The organism is Salinispora oceanensis (assembly GCF_000383575.1).
Lineage (GTDB): Bacteria > Actinomycetota > Actinomycetes > Mycobacteriales > Micromonosporaceae > Micromonospora > Micromonospora oceanensis.
The window spans coordinates 653,403-674,156 of sequence record NZ_KB911579.1 but is presented as its reverse complement, the minus strand read 5'-3'; the positions used below and the strand labels follow the sequence as shown (position 1 = coordinate 674,156).

The following is a 20,754-nucleotide window of genomic DNA, read 5'->3' as shown; positions in this document are numbered from 1 at the left end:
GTCTGGCATCTCCCCGCTCCGGCCTGCGGCGGAACCGGACCATCGACCCAGACCGGCGAGTCGGTGACACCGCGACCCCCGGACCCGCCCGCTCCGCTATGTCGTCCTGGGGCGTGGTACGGAGCCCGCGACCTGAGCCGTCGGCCGGTCAGCGGGCGTCGCGGGCCAGGGGACCTCAGCGGAGCGGTGGAAGGCGATACCGGCCGCCGTCCAGCGGGGGCCCTGCCCGGCCAACCGGGTACGAAACGCCGCCCAGTCGTGAGTGGCCCGCGGTGACCAGCCCAGCTCCGCGATGGCGGGCAACCGGGGCAGGAGCATGAACTCGATCTCCGCCAGCGAGGTGACCGACTCGGTCCAGAGCGGGGCCTCCACCCCCAACACCGATTCCGCCGGCACCTCCGTCACCTGCGTCGCCGGATCCCAGTCGTACGCCCGCCGTACGTCGATCAGGCCCGCCCAGTCATGTCCGATCGGGGTGTCGGAGGTGTACTTCATGTCCAGATACGCATGGTTGCCGGGGGAGAGGATCAGTCGAGCGCCGCGGCGGACCGCGTCGGCGGTGGTCGGGTCGACGCCGTCGGTGCCCCACCACTGGAGTACCCGTCCCTCGATGTGGGCGGCCGGAGCCAACTGGTGCCAGCCCACCACCGTCTTGCCGAGCTTGGCCACGATGCGCTGCGCCCGTTCGACGAATCCGGTGTACGCCGCTCCCTTCACCTTGAAGGCCTCATCCCCGCCGATGTGCAGGAATGGTCCGGGGGTGCGCGCGGCGACTTCCCCCAGCACGTCGGCGACGAACTCGTACGTCTGCGCGTTGGCGGGGTCCAGGTAGCTGAAGCCGACCTCGGTGCCGGTGTAGGGCGCCGGTGTGGTCCCGTCCGGGGCCAGCTCCGGGTAGGCGGTCAGCGCGGCGTTGGTGTGCCCCGGCAGGTCGATCTCCGGGACGACGGTGAGGTGCCGCTCGGCCGCGTACGTCACGATCCGTTGATAGTCGGCCGGGGTGTACCACCCGCCGGGGGCGCCACCGACCGCCGTGTTTCCGCCGATCGTGGTCAGTCGCGGTCGGGACTCGATCCCGATCCGCCACCCCTGGTCATCGGTGAGGTGCAGGTGTAGGTGGTTGAGCTTGTAGCGGACGAGGTGGTCGATCACCCGCAGCACGTCGTCCACCCCGAAGAAGTGCCGGGCCACGTCGAGCATGGCGCCCCGGTACGGGAAGCGCGGCCGGTCGAGGATCGAGCCACCGGGCAGCGTCCAGGTGGCGCGGACCGGCGTGCTGCTCTCGATCGCGGCCGGGAGAAGCTGGCGCAGGGTTTGGGTGCCGTGGTGGAGCCCGGTCGCGGTGGCGGCGCTGATCCGGACGCCGGCGGGTGTCACGTCGAGTCGGTAGCCCTCGGGGCCGAGGTCGGGCTGCTCGGCGAGGACGAGCGCGATGCCGTCGGCCAGCTCGGGGTGCGGGGCCTCGGCGATCTCGAACCGATATCCGGTGGCCGGCCGGAGCAGGTCGGCGAGGCGCTCGGCGACGGCCCGCGCGGCGGGGTCGGGGCTGACCCGCACCGCCGTGTCGGCTGTCAGCGTGAAGTCGGCGCGGGGCTCCGGGCGCACCTGTTCGGGTGCGGGCACCACGTCGTCCAGCCGGACCGGGGCGGGGGCGAGTCGGGTGCCGGCTTCGTGGGCCGCCAGTCGGGCCAGCTCGCCCGCTGCCGGCTGGACCGGGGCTGGGATGGATGTCGTCGGGGTGTTCGCGTCGCCGTCGGTGGCCGGCACGGTGCCCGTCGCGCCCGAGGTCGCGGGGGCGGGCCGGTGTTCCGGCTGCTGCGGCGAGGTGGCGGGGGTGGGGTGCACGGAGCTGCCTTTCGGGGGTGTATTCGCGGCGGTTGTGGCAAGGCTTCACCGAGAGCGTTGCATCAAGGGTACGGCGGTGCGGCGGATGCGTGATCGTGCGCGTGGAAGCGCTTCCAAACTCGGGTACGAACACGGAAAGTGGGGACGGCTGTGCCGATTGTCACCGAACGGTCCCTGGGGGTCCGATGTTCGCCTAACCTTCGCCCCACGGTCGGCAGCGTGGCCACGGACCGGCGGCGACCGGGTCGGCCCGGTGGCAGCTGAACCTTCGTCAAGTGACACATTCGACGTGCGTGGGAGGCTCTGGTGGCAGCGCAGGAGACAGTCGATCACAAGTACGTCTATGACTTCGCCGAGGGGAACAAGGACCAGAAGGAGCTCCTCGGCGGCAAGGGCGCCAACCTGGCTGAGATGACCAACCTCGGACTGCCGGTGCCGCCCGGATTCACGATCACCACCTCGGCGTGTCAGGCGTACCTCGCCACCGGTAGCGAGCCGGCCGGCCTCGCCGGCCAGGTCGGCTCCCACCTCGACGCCCTGGAACAGGCGATGGGGCGAACCCTCGGTGACCCGGAGGACCCGTTGCTGGTCTCGGTGCGCTCCGGCGCCAAGTTCTCGATGCCGGGCATGATGGAGACCGTCCTCAACGTCGGCCTCAACGACCGGAGCGTCGTAGGGCTGGCCCGACAGGCCGGCGGCTCGGCGGGCCCCGACTCCACCAGCGACAGCGACCGGTTCGCCTGGGACTCCTACCGTCGCCTGATCCAGATGTTCGGCAAGACCGTCTGCGATGTGCCGGGGGAGGACTTCGAGCACGCCCTTGACGACGCCAAGCGGGCCAAGGACAGCGACCTGGACCTGGACCTGACCGCCGACGATCTCCGCGCATTGGTTGGCACCTACAAGGAAATCTTCCGCCGGCACACCGGCCGGGACTTCCCGCAGGAGCCGCGGGAGCAGTTGGACCTCGCGATCCGGGCGGTCTTCGAGTCGTGGAACGCCGAGCGGGCGGTGATCTATCGCCGCCAGGAGCGACTTCCCGCCGAGGCGGGCACCGCGGTGAACGTGGTCGCCATGGTCTTCGGCAACCTCGGTACGGACTCGGGGACCGGCGTCGCCTTCACCCGTGACCCGGCTAGCGGGGCCCAGGGCATCTACGGCGACTACCTGGCCAACGCGCAGGGCGAGGATGTCGTCTCCGGGATCCGCAACACCGTGCCACTGCAGGAGCTCGAGCGGATCGACAAGAAATCCTACGACGAACTGCTCGACTACATGGCCCGGCTCGAGCGGCACTACAAGGATCTCTGCGACATCGAGTTCACCATCGAGCGGGGCAAGCTGTGGATGCTCCAGACCCGGGTCGGTAAGCGCACCGCCGCCGCCGCGTTCAACATCGCCGGGCAACTCGTGGACGAGGGCCTCATCGACCTGGACGAGGCGCTGCACCGGGTCAACGGGGCCCAGCTCGCCCAGCTGATGTTCCCGCGCTTCAACCTGGACCACGAGTTCCAGCCGGTCGCCACCGGTATCGGCGCCTCACCGGGCGCGGCCGTCGGCAAGGTGGTCTTCACCTCTGCCCGCGCGGTGGAGCTGGCCGGCCAGGGCGAGGCGGTGATCCTGGTCCGCCGGGAGACCAACCCGGACGACCTCAACGGCATGATCGCCGCGCAGGGCATCCTCACCTCGCGGGGCGGTAAGACCAGCCACGCCGCGGTGGTGGCCCGCGGCATGGGCAAGACCTGTGTCTCCGGTGCCGACCAAATCGGCGTGGACATCCCGGCGAAGCGGTTCACCGTGGCCGGAGAGACCGTCAACGAGGGCGACGTGGTGTCGATCGACGGCACCACCGGAAAGGTCTACCTGGGTGAGGTACCGGTGATGCCGTCCGAGGTGGTGCGGTACTTCGAGGGCACCCTCGACCCGGAGCAGGCCGACGACGTACTGGTGCGGGCCGTACACCGGATCATGACCCACGCCGACGACCGGCGGCGGTTGGCCGTGCGGACGAACGCGGACACCAAGGCGGACGCGGCGCGGGCCCGGCGCTTCGGCGCGCAGGGGATCGGCCTGTGCCGCACCGAGCACATGTTCCTCGGCGACCGGCGCGAACTGGTCGAGCGGCTCATCCTCGCCTCTACCGACGCCGACCGGGAGCAGGCGCTGGCCGCGTTGCTGCCGTTGCAACGGGCGGACTTCGTCGAGATCTTCCGCGAGATGGACGGGCTGCCGGTCACGGTGCGGTTGATCGACCCGCCGCTGCACGAATTCCTGCCCCCGCTGGAGCAGTTGGCGGTCAACGTGGCGGTGGCCCAGGAGCGGGGCGAGGCCGCGGCCCGGGAGGAGGCGTTGCTGGCCGCCGTCCGGCGGATGCATGAGGAGAACCCGATGCTCGGCCTGCGTGGGGTCCGGCTCGGCCTGGTCATTCCCGGCCTCTTCGCCATGCAGGTCCGCGCGATTACGGAGGCCGCCGTCGCGGTCACCAAGTCCGGCGGGTCCGCCTTCCCGGAGATCATGGTCCCGCTGGTCGGTGCGGTGCAGGAGCTGGAGACGGTACGCACCGAAGCCGAGAAGATCATCGCCGAGGTGGTCGGCGGCAGCGGTGTCGAGGTGTTGATCGGCACAATGATCGAGGTGCCGCGGGCGGCGTTGACCGCCGGCGAGATCGCCGAGGCGGCGCAGTTCTTCTCGTTCGGCACCAACGACCTGACCCAGATGGCGTGGGGCTTCTCCCGTGACGACGTGGAGGGAGCCTTCTTCTGGCGCTATCTCGAGCTGGGCATCTTCGGCATCTCGCCGTTCGAGTCGATCGACCGGGACGGGGTGGGCCGGCTGGTGCGGATCGCCGCCGAGGAGGGGCGGGCCGCCCGGTCGGAGCTGAAGCTCGGCGTCTGCGGCGAGCACGGCGGTGACCCGGACTCGGTGCACTTCTTCCACGAGGTGGGGCTGGACTACGTCTCGTGCTCGCCGTTCCGGGTGCCGGTCGCCCGGTTGGAGGCGGGGCGGGCCGCCGTGGAGACCACCGGGTCGGACAGCCGCTGACGTGGTGGGCGGTGTGGGGTGGCCGGCTACGACCCGCCGGTCACCGGCCGGCGGGCGTAGCCTGACGGCATGAATCCGGTCGGCCCGGACCAGCGGCGGTGGGTGGACGAACCCGCGAAGGACACCGGGCAGGGCCGGTCGGCGTTCGAGCGAGACCGCGCCCGGGTGCTGCACTCGGCGGCCTTCCGGCGGCTCGCCGCCAAGACCCAGGTCCACACGGCCGGCACCGACGACTTCCTCCGCACCCGGTTGACGCACTCGTTGGAGGTCGCCCAGGTTGCCCGCGAGATGGGCAGCCGGCTCGGCTGCGACCCCGACGTGGTGGACACCGCCGGGCTCGCCCACGACCTCGGGCACCCGCCGTTCGGGCACAGCGGGGAGGAGGCGCTGGACGCCCTCGCCGCAACCTGCGGTGGCTTCGAGGGCAACGCGCAGACGCTGCGCGTGCTCACCCGCCTGGAGGCGAAGGTGATCAGCCCGGCCGGCGCCTCCGCCGGGCTGAATCTCACCCGGGCCACCCTCGACGCGGTCAGCAAGTATCCGTGGCCGCGCCGGCCGGGAGAGCGCAAGTTCGGCGTGTACGCCGACGATCGCCCGGTCTTCGAGTGGCTGCGCGTCAACGTGCCGGACGGACGGCGGTGTCTGGAGGCGCAGGTGATGGACTGGGCCGACGACGTCGCGTACTCGGTGCACGACGTCGAGGACGGTATCCACGGTGGGTATGTGACGCTGGGTCCGCTGCTGGTCGACGCCGACGAGCGGACGGCGCTGGGTGCCGATGTCGCGGCGACCTACTCCAGCGAGTCCCCGTCCGACCTCGCTGAGGCGCTGGTTGACCTGATGGCTGATCCGCTGCTCACGGCGCTGGCCGGCTACGACGGGAGTCACCGGGCGCAGGCTGCGCTGAAGGCGACCACCAGCGTGCTGACCGGTCGCTTCGTCGCCGCCGCCGTGGCCGCCACCCGGTGCCGGTTCGGGCCCGGCCCGCACCGGCGGTACGCCGCCGACCTGGTTGTGCCGCGCGAGGTCCGGGCCCGCTGCGCGCTACTCAAGGGGATCGCCCTGCGGTACGTGCTGCGTCGCCCTGGCTCCACTGCCCGGCACGAGCGGCAGCGGCAGCTTCTCGCCGGCCTGGTAACGGGCCTGGCCGATCGGGCTCCTGACGCATTGGACGCGGTGTTCGCCCCGTTGTGGCGGGCCGCCGGAGACGACGCGGCCCGGCTGCGGGTGGTGGTTGATCAGGTGGCGTCGTTGACGGATCCGACGGCGGTGCAGTGGCATGCCCGGCTCTTCGGTGGCCCGACCGGTGCCGTCGGGGTCAGCTGACTTAGGTTAACCTAACCGCATGACGGATCGTCCGAAGAAGGTCACGTCCACCCGCGTCGTCCGGATCGGACGGCCCACCCCGCACGTCGTTCGGTTGGTCCTCGGCGGAGACGAGCTGGCCGGCCTGCCGGTCGGCGAGTTCACCGACCATTACATCAAGATCCTCTTCCCGGTGCCCGGGGCGGTGTACCCGGAACCGATCGACCTGGCCGCGATCCGCCGGGATCTGCCGGCCGCGCAGTGGCCGCGGCTGCGCGCGTACACCGTACGGGCCTTCGACGCCGACGCCGGCGAGCTGACCGTGGACGTGGTGTATCACGGCGATGAGGGGCTGGTCGGACCGTGGGTCGCGACGTTGCGCCCCGGTGACCCGGTGCACTTCACCGGCCCGGGTGGGGCGTACGCCCCGAGCCCCGACGCCGACTGGCACCTGCTGGTCGGCGACGAGAGCGCCCTACCGGCCATCGCCGTCGCCCTGGAACGGCTGCCCGCCGGCGCGCCGGCCACCGTCCTCGTCGAGATCAGTGGACCGGCCGAGGAGCAGCCGCTGCCCAGCCCGGGGCAGGTACGGCTGACCTGGCTGCACCGGGATGACCGGCCGGTTGGCGCGGCGCTGGTCGCGGCGGTCCGGGCGCTGGACTTCCCACCCGGGGTGCACGCCTTCGTGCACGGTGAGGCGACCTTCGTCCGGGAGCTGCGCCGGCTGCTGCGGGTGGAGCGGAAAGTCCCGCGCGAGCGGCTCTCCATCTCCGGCTACTGGCGTCGCGGCGTGGACGACGAGGGCTGGCGGGCCGGCAAGGCGGAGTGGAACCGGCAAGTCGAGGCCGAGGAGTTCGTCGCCACCTCAACCTGACGACTGTTCCCGTTTCGCCCCGGCGCCGCCCCCACCACCCGCAGGATGACAGAGGGTCATCGGTGGACCGGCGGGCAGCGGAAGGGGCGAAGATGGGCGAGGCGACTGGGCAACGACCCGCCAGCGGGAGTGTGGACCGCCCTTTGCTGGGCCTCGCCGTGGGCGTTGTGCTGGCCGTCGTGGTCTGGGGCGTCCTGGCACCTGATTCGGTCTCCAATGTCGGTGGGTCCGGGCTGAGTTGGGTCATCACCACGTTCGGCTGGTTGTTCGTCGTCGCGGCGAATGTCTTCCTGGTACTGACCTTCGTGCTGGCGTTCTCCCGGTTCGGCACCATTCGGCTGGGGGCCGAGACCGAGCGGCCGGAGTTCACCACCCTGGCCTGGGTCGCCATGATGTTCAGCGCCGGCATGGGGATCGGCTTGGTGTTCTTCGCCGTGGCCGAGCCGATCCAGCACTATGCCTCGCCGCCGCCGGCCACCGCGGCGGAGCCGGAGACCGGCGCCGCCGCCTCGGTCGCCCTGCAGTTCACCCTCTTCCACTGGACGCTGCACCCGTGGGCGATCTACGCGGTGGTGGCGCTCGCCCTGGCGTACTCGACCTTTCGCAAGGGGCGGGAGAACCGGATCTCGGCGGTGTTTCGCCCGGTACTCGGCTCCCAGGCCGATGGCGCGGTCGGGCGGGTGATCGACCTGCTGTCGGTCTTCGCCACGGTCTTCGGCTCGGCGACCAGCCTCGGCCTCGGCGCGCTCCAGGTCACCGCGGGCCTGGACCGGGTCGCCGGTATCCCCAGCAGCAGGGCGGTGGAGCTGGTAGTGATCGGCGCGTTGACCCTGGCCTTCGTCGTCTCGGCCTTCTCCGGGCTGCACCGGGGCATCAAGTGGCTGTCCACCACCAACGTGGTGCTGGCGGTGTTACTGATGCTCTTCGTCTTCGTGGTCGGTCCGACTGTCTACATCCTCGATGTGTTGCCCGCCTCGATCGGCGACTACCTCAGCAACCTGATCTTCATGTCGACCCGGACCGGAGCCTTCTCCGAGTCGTCCTGGTTGGGTTCCTGGACGATCTTCTACTGGGCCTGGTGGATCTCCTGGGCGCCGTTCGTCGGCACCTTCATCGCCCGTATCTCCCGTGGCCGTACGGTGCGTCAGTTCCTGATCGGCGTGCTGCTGGTGCCCAGCGGGGCCAGTGTGGTCTGGTTCGCGGTCCTGGGGGGTAGCGCGCTGCGGGTGCAGGCCACCGGCGCCGCGGACCTGGTCGCCGAGACCGCCGCCGGCACCGAGAACGCGCTCTTCGGGCTACTCGAGGCGCTGCCGCTGGGTGTGGTGGCCAGCGTGCTGGCCATGGTGCTGGTGACGCTCTACTTCGTCACCAGTGCCGACTCCGCCTCCCTCGTGCTCGCGTCGCTGACCTCCCGAGGCGCCCTGCGCCCGCGCCAGGTGATCGTCATCATCTGGGGTGTACTCATCGGTGGAACCGCCGCGGTGCTGCTGCTGGCCGGCGGGCTGAGCGCGCTCCAACAGGCGACGATCATGGTGGCGTTGCCGTTCGTGGTGGTGATGCTCGGCCTCGCCGTGTCGCTGGTCAAGGAGATGCTTGAAGATCCGGCGGTGCGGGCCCGTCCGCCCCACCAGCACGGGCTGGCCGAGGCCCTCGACCGCGCCCGCTCGACCAGGGAGGAGGGCCGCCACGCCCGCTCGACCAAGGAAGCGGAGGAGTAGAACCCCGCCATCCTTGTCTCGCGCCGTGGATCCCGCGTTGGGAAGCGGTGGTGGTCGCCGTGCCCGCGTCCCCCGGCCACCGGGACGTCGGTCGGACAGGGCAGGATGTACGGCGAGGAGGTGGCGGAGATGACGGGGCGGATCCGGGACGAGGACATCGCGTTGGTCCGTGAGCGCACCTCGATCGCGGAGATCATCTCTGAGACGGTCACGCTGCGGTCCGCGGGTGGGGGAAACCTCAAGGGGCTCTGTCCGTTCCACGACGAGAAGAGCCCGTCGTTTAACGTGTCACCGGCCCGTAACGTCTGGTATTGCTTCGGCTGCGGTGCCGGCGGGGACGCCATCAAGTTCCTGATGGATGCCGAGCACCTCAGCTTCGTCGAGTCTGTCGAACGATTGGCCGGCCGCGCCGGACTTCAGCTCCGCTATGTGGCCAACGACCACACCACCCCCCGTGCCCGGCCGCAGCAGGGGCAGAAGCAGCGGTTGATCGCCGCGCACGCCGCCGCGGTCGAGTTCTACCGGGCGCAGTTGACCACCGCCGGAGCCCGGCCGGCCCGCGAGTTCCTCGCCCAACGCGGCTTCGACAAGGCCGCCGCCGAGCGGTATGCCTGCGGCTTCGCGCCCGACGGGTGGGACCTGTTGACCCGTCACCTGCGCCAGCAGGGTTTCAGTCACGACGAGTTGGTTACCGCCGGGCTGTCCCGGCCGGCCCGCTCGGGCAGCCTAATCGACCGGTTCCGTCGCCGACTGCTCTGGCCCATTCGGGATCTGGCCGGTGACGTCGTCGGCTTCGGCGCCCGCAAGCTCTTTGACGACGACGACAGCCCGAAATATCTGAACACCCCCGAGACCCCGATCTACAAGAAGTCCCACGTCCTCTACGGCATCGACCAGGCAAAGCGTGAGATCGCCAAGCAGGGCAAGGTGGTCGTGGTCGAGGGCTACACCGACGTGATGGCCTGTCACCTGGCCGGGGTGCCGACCGCGGTGGCGACCTGTGGCACCGCTTTCGGCGGTGACCACATCGGGGTGCTGCGCCGGCTGCTGCTGGACACCGAAGCCGTCGCTGGGGAGATCATCTTCACCTTCGACGGGGACGCGGCTGGGCAGAAGGCGGCGCTGCGCGCCTTCGACGACGATCAGCGTTTCGTCGGGCGTACCTTCATCGCCGTCAGCCCGGACGGTATGGACCCCTGCGAGCTGCGGTTGGCCAAGGGGGAGCTGGCCGTTCGGGATCTGATCGCGCGCCGTGAACCGCTGGTCGACTTCGCGCTGCGGCACGTGATCGGCCGGCACGACCTCGACACCGTCGATGGTCGGGTGGAGGCGATGCGTCGGGCGGCCCCGCTGGTCGCCAAAATCAAAGACCGGGAGAAACGCCCGGAGTACGTCCGCAAGCTCGCCGGGGACCTCGGCATGGAGATCGAGCCGGTGCAGCGGGCCGTGCTGGCTGCCGCCCACACCCCCGGCAAGGCCAACACCGTGGCTGGCAAAGCCAACACCGTCTCCGGCAAAGCCAACGCCGCGCCCGGTGGGGCTCCGGCGCCACCGCAGTCACCAGCGGAGAGCCCGCAGGCGGCGGTCGAGCGGGAGGCGTTGAAGCTGGCCCTGCAGGCGCCGGTGCTCGCCGGGCCGATGTTCGACGCCGTGGAGGCCACGGAGTACCGCCATCCGGTGCACGTCGCGGTCCGGGCGGCGGTGGCGGCGGCCGGGGGAGCGGCGGCGGCCACCGGCGGTGCGGTCTGGATCGAGTCGGTCCGCCACGCCTGCACGGACCTCGCCGCCCAGGCGCTCGTCGGTGAGCTGGCCGTCGAGCCGTTGCGAATCGACGGGGAGCTCGATCCGCGCTATGTGTCGGTGACGATGGCCCGCCTCCAGTGGGGGGCGGTGACCGGCCGGATCCGGGAGCTCAAGTCGAGAATTCAGCGGATAAATCCGGTTAGCACCAAGGACGAGTACTTCGCCGCCTTCGGCGAATTGCTGTCCCTCGAGCAACATGCCCGAGCGTTGCGTGAGCAGGCCGCGGGTGGGCTGTGAGACCGACCGCCGGCAGGTGCGGAGACCGGTAGCCGTGGGAGGGTGCTAGATGGGGTTGTTCCGCCGCCGGCCGAAACTGTCGCCGGCAGACCGTCCACCGCTCGTCGCCGGGGAACGGGTGCTCGCCTGGGCCGCCGCCGGTGGTTGTGCGGAGGGCACCGTACTGGTCGCCACCAACCTCGGGCTCTGGTTACCCCGGCGCGGGGAACGACTGGGCTGGCACGACATCCTCCGGGCGGTCTGGTCTGGGCAGGAGTTGGTGGTCACCGCCGCCGAGCCCGTCGTGGAGCGGGACGACTACCTGGTGGTGGCAGACCGCCCCACCGAGACCTACCCGTTGCTCGACCCGGGGGAGTTGCCGCACCAGGTGCGGGAACGGGTGACCCGCTCGGTGGCGTTCACCGAGGCGCACCCGGTGCCGGGCGGTGCGGGCCGGGTGGTCGCCCGGCGGGTGCCGGGGGTTGATGGGCTGACCTGGACTGTCCGGTACGAGCCGGGTACCCCGGTCGACGATCCGGCGGTCCGTGCGGAGACCGGGCGCCTGGTTGCCGCGGCCCGCGCCGCAATCACCGCCCCGGAGGCGTGACAACACGGCCCGGGGGCGGCGGGGCCCGCCATGGGACCGGCCGGCCGGACGAAAACCCGGTGGGGAGTGTCGGACCGGGTGGCTAGGGTCAGGGGGTGACCACGGCTCAACCACTCATCCAGGCGCGGGGGCTGGTGAAGCGGTTTGGCAGCTTCACCGCGGTCGACGCCATCGACGTTGCGGTTCGGGCCGGGGAGGCGTTCGGCTTCCTCGGGCCCAACGGCGCCGGCAAGTCGTCCACTATGCGCATGATCGGTTGTGTCTCGCCGCCCAGCGGCGGGGAGCTACGCATCCTCGGCATGGATCCGGTGCGAGACGGGCCGGCAATCCGGGCCCGCCTCGGGGTCTGCCCGCAGCTCGACACACTCGATCCGGAGTTGACCGTCCGCGAAAATCTGGTCACCTACGCCCGCTACTTCGGCATCCCCCGCCGAGTGGCCCGGCTGCGCGCCGCCGAGCTCCTCGATTTCGTGCAGCTCAGCGAGCGGGCCGACAGCAAGGTGGAGCCGCTCTCCGGCGGCATGAAGCGACGGCTCACCATCGCCCGTGCGCTCGTCAACGAGCCCGAGATCGTGCTCCTGGACGAGCCGACCACCGGTCTCGACCCGCAGGCCCGGCACCTGGTCTGGGAGCGGCTGTTCCAGCTCAAGCAGCAAGGTGTCACGTTGGTGCTCACCACGCACTACATGGACGAGGCCGAGCAGCTCTGCGACCGGCTGGTGGTGATGGACGGCGGGCGGATCGTCGCCGAAGGCTCCCCCCGCGTGCTGATCGAGCAGCACTCCACTCGCGAGGTGGTCGAGCTGCGCTTCGCGGGCGAGTCGCAGGAGCCGTTCGCCAGCAAACTCGACCAGCTCGGCGAACGGGTCGAGGTGTTGCCCGACCGGATCCTGCTCTACGTGCCCGACGGCGACGCGGCGGTGGCCCAGGTAACCGCGCTCGGCCTGCATCCGATCAACGTGCTGGTGCGGCGCAGCGGCCTGGAGGACGTCTTCCTGCACCTCACCGGCCGCACTTTGATCGACTGAGGCCGCGAGCAGTCGGGCCGGAGGGCCGGGCGGATGGGGAGCGAAGGCATGACACAACTCGCGGCCAAGTGGGCCCGACGCGGTCCGGTCCGGGCACCGGCATTGGCGGTGTTGCAATACCACCTGGTCGGTTACCGACGTACCTGGCGGGGCGGGGTGTTCTCGTCGTTTCTGCTCCCCACGCTGACCGTGCTCGGCTTCGGCGTGGGCGTCGGGGCCTTCATCGACCAGGGCGTTGATGGCGTCTCCTACCTGGAGTGGATCGTCGGCGGACTGCTCGCGTCAACCGCGTTGCAGGTGGCGATCGCCGAGTCCACCTGGCCGGTCTACAGCAGCCTTCAGTGGACCAAAATCTACTTCGCCCAGTACGCGGCACCGCTGCGGGTAGCGGACATCATGGCTGGTCAGCTGGCGTTCGTGCTGTTCCGGGTGCTGGCCTCGGCCGCGGCTTTTCTGCTGGTGACCGGAGTGTTGGGGGCCCTGCGCTCGCCGTGGGCGGTGCTGGCCCTACCGGTGGCGGTGCTGCTCGGCCTGGCCGTTGCCGCGCCCACCTACGCGTACGCGGCAACGGCCTCCAGCGACAGCTGGCTCGCCCTGCTGTTCCGGTTCGCGGTGATCCCGATGACGCTCTTCGCCGGGGTCTTCTTCCCGGTGGAGTCGCTGCCGGTGGGGCTGCGCTGGCTGGCGTACGCGACGCCGCTCTGGCACGCGGTTGACCTGAGCCGGGCAGCCACGCTCGGCACTGCGCCGGTCTGGTCGGTCACCGGCCATCTGCTCTACCTCGCCGCCTGGGCGGTCGGCGGGTGGTTGCTCGCCCACCGTGCCCTGCGCCGCAAGCTCGTCGTCTAGGAAGGGGCGTCATGGTCGCTCTGGTGCTGCCTCGGCTGATGGATGTGTCGGCGGCGTCGCGACGGTCGGCCGCAGTGGCCGAACGGAACGTCTCGGCCCTGAAGTCGATCTACTGGCTGTTGTTGGTCTCCGGCTTCATCGAGCCGCTGCTCTACCTCTTCTCCATCGGGGTTGGGGTGGGGGCGTTGGTCGGTGACCTGACGCTGTCGAACGGGGCCGTCGTCAGCTATGCGGCGTTCGTCGCGCCCGCGATGCTCGCCTCGTCGGCGATGACCGGGGCGTTCGCGGAGACCACCTTCAACTTCTTCGGCAAGATGAAGTACATGAAGCTGTACGACGGGGTCATCGCCACTCCGGTGCAGCCGTTCGAGATCGCCCTCGGTGAGCTGGCCTGGGCGATGCTCCGGGGCAGTGCCTACTCCGGCGCGTTCCTCGTGGTGATGGTCGTGATGGATCTGACCACCGCCGCCCGGGCGGCGGTCGCCTTCCCGGCGGCGGTGCTGGTCGGTTTCACGTTCGGGGCGATCGGCATGACGATCGCCACCTTCATGCGGAGCTGGCAGGACTTCGACGTGTTGGCGTCGGCGCAGTTCGTGCTCTTCCTCTTCTCCGGCACGTTCGTCCCGGCGCAGGCCTACCCGACGCTGCTGCGCTGGCTGGTCGAGGTGACTCCGCTCTACCGCGCGGTGCACCTGGTCCGGGGGATCACCGTCGGCGGCGGTGGCTGGACGTGGCTGCTCGACCTCGGATACCTGCTGCTGGTCCTGGCCATCGGCCTCTTTATCGCGTCCCGCCGGATGAGTCGGCTGCTCTACCGGTAACCGGTGTGCCGGCGAAGGGATCGTCCGCGGCCGCCGGGCTCCGTCGCTGGCCGTTGCCGCCGAAGGGCTCGCCCAGCTTGGACTGACCGAGCTTGTCGCGGCTCTCGCTGTAGAACCGGTTCGCCTGTGCCTGTGCCACCCCCGCCGCCTCCTGGACAGTCGGGTGGTCGACGATCTTGCGACCCCACACCACCAGCTCCTCGTACGCTTCCCGACCGGCGCGGGAGCCCAGGACGAACCCCACCGCCATCCCGCCAAGGAACATGATCTTTCCGCGCATGGCGGCTCCTTCCGTACCTAACGTGCTAACTCCCCATCCTGCTCCCCGCGCCGGCCTCCGGGTGCCCTGACACTGATTTATCCGGAACATCCTGAATATTGGGTGGGAATGACCGCGGTAGCACCCGCAACGGCGCGGTAACCCCCTCGACTGGGACCGCCGGTAGTCCTGTACTCTTGTCCCGTCGCACGGTGAACCGGAGCTCCGGGAGGCCGGGCGACGGCACGATCCCCCGTAGCTCAATTGGCAGAGCAGCCGGCTGTTAACCGGCAGGTTTTTGGTTCGAGTCCAAACGGGGGAGCTCCCTCCCCATCAAGCCCACCGGCCCAGGTCGGTGGGCTTCCTTCGTTTCTGGTACCGGAACCGGAGCCGGAGGGCAGGATGGGAGACGTTGACCAAGATCCCTAACGCGTCGGAAGGCGCATCGGGTGGGTGCGGATGTCCGGGAAAGGTGCCGCCGGCCGGGGCACGCTGGTCGCCCTGCTCATCGCGCTCGCCTGGCTGGTGGTCGGCGGCCTCGCCGGGCCGTACAGCGGCAGACTCAGTGAGGTCAGCACCAACGACAGCGCCGCCTTCCTCCCCACCGAGGCCGAGGCGACCCGGGCCCAGGACCTCTCCGAACTCTTCGTGGACCAACCGACCACCCCGGCGCTCATCATCTACGAACGCACCAGCGGCATCACCGAGGCCGACCAACAGCAGATCGCCGCGGACACGGCCGAGATCGCCGAACTGCCCGGCGTGGTCGGCCCGCTGCCGCCGCCGCTCCCCAGCGCGGACGGGCAGGCGGTCCAGCTGATTGTCCCGGTCGACGACGAGCGGGGCGAGGAGATCGCCACCGTCGTGGCGGAGCTGCGCACCATCGTTGATGCGGACCGAGACGGGCTCACCGTCAACGTCACCGGGCCGGCCGGCCTGCTCGCCGACCTGATCGATGTCTTCTCGGCGATCGACGGCACGCTGCTGCTGGTCACACTCTGCGTAGTGCTCCTCATCCTGCTGGTCGTCTACCGCAGCCCGGTGCTGTGGATCTTCCCGCTGCTCGCCGCCGGGATGTCCTTCTCGCTGGCCACGGCGATCGTCTACCGGCTCGCCGAGGCCGACATCCTGACCCTCGACGGGCAGGCGCAGGGCATCCTCACCGTGCTGGTCTTCGGCGCCGGCACCGACTACGCCCTGCTCCTGGTCGCCCGGTACCGGGAGGAGCTACACCAGCACGACAAGCCCGCCGCCGCCATGCTGGCGGCCTGGCGCGGCGCCGCCCCGGCGATCGCCGCCTCCGCCGGCACCACCATCGCCAGCCTGCTCTGCCTACTGCTCTCCAGCCTGAGCTCCAACCAGGCACTCGGGCCGGTCGCCGCCATCGGCATCGGCGCGACCCTGCTGGTGATGCTCACCCTCCTACCCGCGCTGCTCGTGCTCGGCGGGCGCCGGGTGTTCTGGCCGAGACAGCCGCGACTCGACCACGCCGAGCCGCAGACCGAACACGGCATCTGGGGTCGCGTCGCGGGGTTCGTAGCCCGCCGGTCCCGACCGGTGTGGCTGGTCACCGCGCTCGCGCTGGCCGCGCTCTCCTTCGGCCTCACCCAGCTGGGGGCGACCACCCTGGGCGAGAGCGACCTGTTTACCGAGCAGACGGACTCGGTCGCGGGCCAGGAGGCGATCGCCCGCCACTACCCGGCCGGCACCGGTAGCCCCGCCGTCATCTTCACCCGCCAGCAGACCGCCGAGCAGGTCGCCGCCGTCGCCCAGGAGACGCCCGGCGTCGTTGCGGTCCGACCGGTCACCGGCCGTCCCGGTGCCGGCTCGGACTCGGACGGCGGTGCGGCACCGACCGCGCCGCCGAAAGTCGTTGACGGCATCGTGCAGCTCGAGGCGACCCTCGCCGACGCACCCGACTCCGACGGCGCCGAAGAGACCATTCGCGACCTACGGGTGGCGGTCCACGCCGTACCCGACGCCGACGCGGTCGTCGGCGGCCTCACCGCGATCAACATCGACACCGCGGACGCCTCCACCCGAGACCGCAACGTCATCATCCCGGTGGTCCTCAGCGTCATCGCCGTCATTCTGGCGCTGCTGCTGCGCGCCCTGCTCGCCCCGCTGCTCCTCGTTGCCACCGTGCTGCTCTCGTACGGCGCCACGCTCGGCCTCTGTGCGCTGATCTTCAAGTACCTCTTCGACTTCCCCGGGGTGGACGCCTCCTTCCCCCTGTTCGCCTTCGTCTTTCTGGTCGCCCTCGGCATCGACTACAACATCTTCCTGATGAGCCGGATCCGGCAGGAAGCGGTGCGGCGGGGTACCCGCTCCGGAGTGCGGTACGGGCTCGTCGTCACCGGCGGCGTCATCACCTCCGCCGGCATCGTGCTCGCCGCGACGTTCAGCGCACTGGCCGTACTCCCGCTGGTGGTGCTCATCGAACTGGGGGTGGCGGTCGCCGTGGGCGTCCTGATCGACACGATCGTCGTCCGTTCGCTGCTGGTGCCCGCCCTCGCGTACGACATCGGGTCGAAGATCTGGTGGCCGAGCCGGCTGGCCCGGACCGACGGCGGGCGGGAGGCGCGCGATGCCGGTTGATACCGATGTGGTGATCGTCGGTGGTGGCCTGGCCGGGCTGGCGGCGGCCCGCCGGCTGCACCGCGCCGGGGTGCCCTGGCGGCTCCTCGAAGCCAGCGGCCGGCTCGGCGGCCGGGTCGGCACCGACCTCGTTGACGGGTTCCGGCTCGACCGGGGCTTCCAGGTGCTCAACACGGCATACCCGCGGCTCGGCACCCTGCTGGACGTCAACCAGCTCGACCTCGGCTACCTCGTCCCGGGGGTGCTGGTGCGCCACGGCGACACCCGCAGCAGACTGGTCAACCCGCTCCGCGAACCTGTCGGCGCCCCCACCACCCTGCTCGCCGAGGTCGGGTCGCTGCGCGACCGACTCCGCTTCGCCGCGCTCGCCACCGGCGCCGCCACGCTGCCCGCGCGGCAGCTACTCAACGCCCCGGAGACCACCACCGAGGCGGCCCTGCGTCGCGCCGGCCTCTCCGACACCATCATCGAGCAGCTGCTGCGGCCGTTTCTATCCGGTGTGTTCCTGGAACGCGAGCTGGATACCTCCAGTCACGTCTTCGCGCTGGTGCTGCGCTCCTTCGTCCGGGGCCGCATCGGCCTGCCCGCCGAGGGGATGGCCGCGCTGCCGTACGCGATCGCCGCCCCGCTCCCCGCCGACCTGATCAACCTGGACACCCCGGTCGACCACGTCGCGCCCGGTCGGGTGCGGACCCCGGCCGGTGCCATCACCGCCCGGGCTGTCGTGGTCGCGGTCGACCCACCCACGGCGACCACCCTGCTGCCGGGGCTCCCCGCGGTCCGCATGCACAGCTACACGACCTGGTACCACGCGACCGAGACGGCGCCGCTGACGGAGCCGATCCTGCTCGTTGACGGTGACCGCCACGAACTGATCACCAACACCGTCGTGGTCAGCCAGGCTTCCCCGACGTACGCGCCGAAGGGGCAGCACCTCGTCGCCACCTCGGTGGTGGGCCCGACCGTACCGCCCGAGCCGGTGATCCGAACCGAGCTGGCCCGCCTCTACGGACAGTCCACCGCCGACTGGGAGCACCTGAGCACCGTCACCATCGCCGGGGCGCTCCCCGCCGCGCCACCGCCGCAGGGTCGGCTGCGGCGGCCGGTCGCGCTCGGAGACGGCCTCTTCGTCGCGGGCGACCACCGGGACAGCCCGTCGATCCAGGGGGCGCTGGCCAGCGGCTGGCGTACCGCCGGCGGGGTCCTCGCGTACCTGCGGTCGGCGGCCTGACGGCTCCTCGGCCAAACAGGTTGGGAGCGCACTGTTATCCTCGCGTTGCCCATCGTGCTACAGCGCCTGACGCCGTGACCGAGGGAAGCTGGTTCATGCTGGCCACTGATCAACCAGGCGGGTACGATCCAGCGCGGTACTGGGGCGGTAGCTCAGCTGGTCAGAGCAGGGGACTCATAATCCCTCGGTCGCGGGTTCAAGTCCCGCCCGCCCCACCAGCACAAACGCTAGATCGCCGATCTTTGCGTGGGGCTATTCGTGGTGCGAGCGCGCTTCGGTCGGCTCCATGGCGACGGTGAACGGGCGCGCAAAGCGCCAACGTGGCGAGATCGAAGAGGTTCCCAGCGGCTCACTCCGGGTGAAGGTCTACGCGGGCATCGACCCCATTACCAAGAAGCGGCACCGCCTGACCGAGACCGTCCCGCCCGGCCCGACCGCCCGGAAGGAAGCCGAGAAGGCCCGTACGCGCTTCCTCGCCTAGGTGGAAGACCGGCGCAACCCGCGCACCCGCGCCACCGTCGACCGCCAGCCCGCGCAGCCTCGGAAACATCGTCCGCGCCGCCCTCCACCTCATCCATTACGAATACCGATACCTACCGGACTCTTGTTGAGGTCATCTCATTGCCGGTCGCTCTTAAGGGGCCAACGCTTTCACGGCTCTTCGAAGTTGAGCGTGGTTCGCGACTGAGGTCGGCCCGAGAGTGAGGGCTTGCAGCTCATCAATGATCAGCTGAGTGTCTAGATTGGATATACACAAGTGGATGGCTGTGAGCGTGGTCAACGATACGACCCGGCTGCTGGGCCTGGACGGCCTGGTCGCCGAGCGGGTCGGGTGGACGCCTCAGGCGTCCCGGTGGTGGACCTGTCCACCGGTTGTGAACAGGCACGATGCTGTCCGCGGACGACAGACCCTGACGGGGGCGACACCCCGCGCCGGCGCACCGGACGCCGGGGAGCCGTTGATGGGCCACGCCCCGAAGCCCGGCCGTCCACGCACCGCCGTCAGCCCTGGGGCTCGCGGGCCAGTTCCCGCTCCACGGTGACGCCCCACGCTGCCGCCTGCGGGCTCGGCACGGCGTTCAGCGTGTTGCGCATCAGGTGGTAGCCCACGGCCACCACCGTGCCCAGCGCGGCGCAGGAGAGCCAGAGCGACCGGTCGCCGAGGTGGTCGATGATGAGGCCGCCCAGCAGCGGGCCGGCGAAGGTGGCCGCCGACCAGGCGAAGGTGTGCATGCCCTGGTAGCGCCCCCGGGCGTGGGCGGGCGAGAGGCGGGCGACGAGGGCCATGCTGGTGGGCGAGTTCAGGATCTCGCCCACCGTCCAGATACAGACGGTGGCGATATAGAGCGGCACCGAGTCCGCGAACGCGGTCAGCCCGAACCCCCAACCGGAGAGCAGGGCGGCCACGACCAGCACGCGCACGGGGTCCCGGTGCTTGATCGCCCGGGTCAGCGGGATCGTCGCCAGCATGACCATCAATCCGTTCATGCTGATGACCAGCCCGTAGTCGGCGCTGGAGAAGCCGTTGCGGCCCATGCTCACCGGCAGCGACGTCGTGTACTGCATCAACACCATCGCGAGTAGGAACGCCAGCCCCACCGCCACCATGAACCTGCCGTCGCGCAGCACCTCGCCCAGCCCGCTCGACGGGCGACCTGCCTGCCGGCCCACCGACTTTTCGGCCTCGTCGACCGGCCGGGCCGGGTGCTCCGGCCGGGTCTCGGGCACCTTGAGGTAGATGAGCAACGCGCAGACCAGCACGGAGGCGGCGTTACCAAAGAACAGGAAGAGGTAGTCGCTCTCGGCGATGAAGCCGGCGCCGGCCGACGCCGCCGCGAAGCCGATATTGATCGCCCAGTAGTTCAACGAGAATGCCCGCACCTGGTCGGCCGGCGGTACCAGGTCGGCGATGACGGCCTGGATGCAGGGCCGCGAGGCGTTGGCGGTCAGGCCCAGGATGGTGGCGACCACCACGATGGCGACCGGGTGCTGCATCAGGCCGAGAGTCGCCATGGCCGCCGCGGTCGCGAGCTGCGACACCAGGAGTGTGGGCCGTCGGCCGAACCGGTCGGCGAGCACGCCGGCCACCACCGCCGAGATGGCCCCACCGAGGCCGTACATGGCGGCCACCAGGCCGGCGAAGCTCGGCGAGTAGCCCTGCTCGGCAGTCAGGTAGAGCGACAGGAACGTGGTGACGAAGCCGCCGAGGCGGTTGATCAGTGTGCTCGTCCAGAGCCACCAGAACTCCCTGGGGAGCCCCGACACCGCCTCCCTGAGCGCTCTCACCGGACGGAGTCGACCGGACGCGACCGGCATGAGGATCCCCCATCAATACCCCAACTGCGACAACCCGCCACACCGGCGTCCCCGGTGGAGGACGGCCGACGGCGGGACCAACATGGACGGCGACGTCGGCGCCGGGACGTCCGGCTGAGGGTGCGGCGCGAGCCGTCCCGGCGTCCTCGACCGGCCGGGCGGATGACCCGAGGCCGAGCCTGCCGACCGAACACGGAACGCGACGCCCATGGTCACATCCTGGCACGCCGACAGCTTGTTGC

General features: G+C 70.5%; 15 protein-coding genes and 2 tRNA genes. 14 read left to right on the top strand and 3 right to left on the bottom strand.

The genetic code is table 11. The annotated features are described in order from the left end of the window. Positions 1 to 96 precede the first annotated feature (96 nt). Complete coding sequence (locus SALPAC4_RS0102840; RefSeq protein WP_019869087.1) at positions 97 to 1,845, bottom strand: beta-N-acetylhexosaminidase; 1,749 nt, start codon at positions 1,843 to 1,845, stop codon at positions 97 to 99. 306 nt (positions 1,846 to 2,151) lie between these two features. Here SALPAC4_RS0102840 and ppdK point away from each other — a divergent pair, with 306 nt between their 5' ends. The 9 genes from ppdK (at position 2,152) to SALPAC4_RS0102795 (ending at position 14,108) form a co-directional block, all read left to right on the top strand. Next, entirely contained in the window at positions 2,152 to 4,887 is a 2,736-nt protein-coding gene (ppdK, locus tag SALPAC4_RS0102835; protein WP_019869086.1) for a pyruvate, phosphate dikinase, read from the top strand. Between the two features lie 69 nt (positions 4,888 to 4,956). Next, positions 4,957 to 6,213: a deoxyguanosinetriphosphate triphosphohydrolase gene (locus SALPAC4_RS0102830; RefSeq protein ID WP_019869085.1), complete on the top strand. Its 1,257-nt coding sequence runs from the start codon at positions 4,957 to 4,959 to the stop codon at positions 6,211 to 6,213. Positions 6,214 to 6,232: 19 nt separating this feature from the next. Next, positions 6,233 to 7,066: a siderophore-interacting protein gene (locus tag SALPAC4_RS0102825; protein WP_019869084.1), complete on the top strand. Its 834-nt coding sequence runs from the start codon at positions 6,233 to 6,235 to the stop codon at positions 7,064 to 7,066. A gap of 92 nt (positions 7,067 to 7,158) precedes the next feature. Then, the gene (locus SALPAC4_RS0102820; protein ID WP_027644769.1) at positions 7,159 to 8,784 is read left to right on the top strand and encodes a BCCT family transporter; all 1,626 of its coding nucleotides are present in this window, start codon (positions 7,159 to 7,161) and stop codon (positions 8,782 to 8,784) included. A gap of 105 nt (positions 8,785 to 8,889) precedes the next feature. After that, a complete protein-coding gene (dnaG, locus tag SALPAC4_RS0102815; protein ID WP_019869082.1) occupies positions 8,890 to 10,824 on the top strand; it encodes a DNA primase in 1,935 nt (644 codons plus the stop codon). Between the two features lie 49 nt (positions 10,825 to 10,873). After that, positions 10,874 to 11,410, top strand: a complete 537-nt coding sequence (locus SALPAC4_RS0102810; RefSeq protein WP_019869081.1) for a hypothetical protein — start codon at positions 10,874 to 10,876, stop codon at positions 11,408 to 11,410. 95 nt (positions 11,411 to 11,505) lie between these two features. After that, positions 11,506 to 12,438, top strand: a complete 933-nt coding sequence (locus SALPAC4_RS0102805; protein WP_019869080.1) for an ABC transporter ATP-binding protein — start codon at positions 11,506 to 11,508, stop codon at positions 12,436 to 12,438. Positions 12,439 to 12,486: 48 nt separating this feature from the next. Next, positions 12,487 to 13,287 (top strand): ABC transporter permease, encoded by an 801-nt coding sequence (locus tag SALPAC4_RS0102800; protein WP_019869079.1) that lies wholly within the window; start codon positions 12,487 to 12,489, stop codon positions 13,285 to 13,287. A gap of 11 nt (positions 13,288 to 13,298) precedes the next feature. Further along, the gene (locus SALPAC4_RS0102795) at positions 13,299 to 14,108 is read left to right on the top strand and encodes an ABC transporter permease (RefSeq protein WP_019869078.1); all 810 of its coding nucleotides are present in this window, start codon (positions 13,299 to 13,301) and stop codon (positions 14,106 to 14,108) included. Here SALPAC4_RS0102795 and SALPAC4_RS0102790 read toward each other — a convergent pair. After that, entirely contained in the window at positions 14,068 to 14,388 is a 321-nt protein-coding gene (locus SALPAC4_RS0102790) for a hypothetical protein (protein WP_019869077.1), read from the bottom strand. The two genes, SALPAC4_RS0102795 and SALPAC4_RS0102790, sit on opposite strands and share 41 nt — an antisense overlap. 228 nt (positions 14,389 to 14,616) lie before the next feature. Between SALPAC4_RS0102790 and SALPAC4_RS0102785 the strand changes: the two genes are divergently transcribed. The 5 genes from SALPAC4_RS0102785 (at position 14,617) to SALPAC4_RS0102765 (ending at position 18,677) form a co-directional block, all read left to right on the top strand. Then, positions 14,617 to 14,689, top strand: a tRNA-Asn gene (locus SALPAC4_RS0102785). Between the two features lie 137 nt (positions 14,690 to 14,826). Then, positions 14,827 to 16,965, top strand: a complete 2,139-nt coding sequence (locus SALPAC4_RS0102780) for an MMPL family transporter (RefSeq protein ID WP_019869076.1) — start codon at positions 14,827 to 14,829, stop codon at positions 16,963 to 16,965. Continuing rightward, the gene (locus SALPAC4_RS0102775) at positions 16,955 to 18,196 is read left to right on the top strand and encodes an NAD(P)/FAD-dependent oxidoreductase (RefSeq protein ID WP_019869075.1); all 1,242 of its coding nucleotides are present in this window, start codon (positions 16,955 to 16,957) and stop codon (positions 18,194 to 18,196) included. Before SALPAC4_RS0102780 ends, SALPAC4_RS0102775 begins: the two co-directional genes overlap by 11 nt. A gap of 141 nt (positions 18,197 to 18,337) precedes the next feature. Further along, positions 18,338 to 18,414 (top strand) — tRNA-Ile (locus SALPAC4_RS0102770). Between the two features lie 77 nt (positions 18,415 to 18,491). Then, complete coding sequence (locus tag SALPAC4_RS0102765) at positions 18,492 to 18,677, top strand: hypothetical protein (protein ID WP_317888995.1); 186 nt, start codon at positions 18,492 to 18,494, stop codon at positions 18,675 to 18,677. 521 nt (positions 18,678 to 19,198) lie between these two features. Here SALPAC4_RS0102765 and SALPAC4_RS0102760 read toward each other — a convergent pair. Then, a complete protein-coding gene (locus SALPAC4_RS0102760; protein WP_223874684.1) occupies positions 19,199 to 20,482 on the bottom strand; it encodes an MDR family MFS transporter in 1,284 nt (427 codons plus the stop codon). Positions 20,483 to 20,754: the final 272 nt, after the last annotated feature.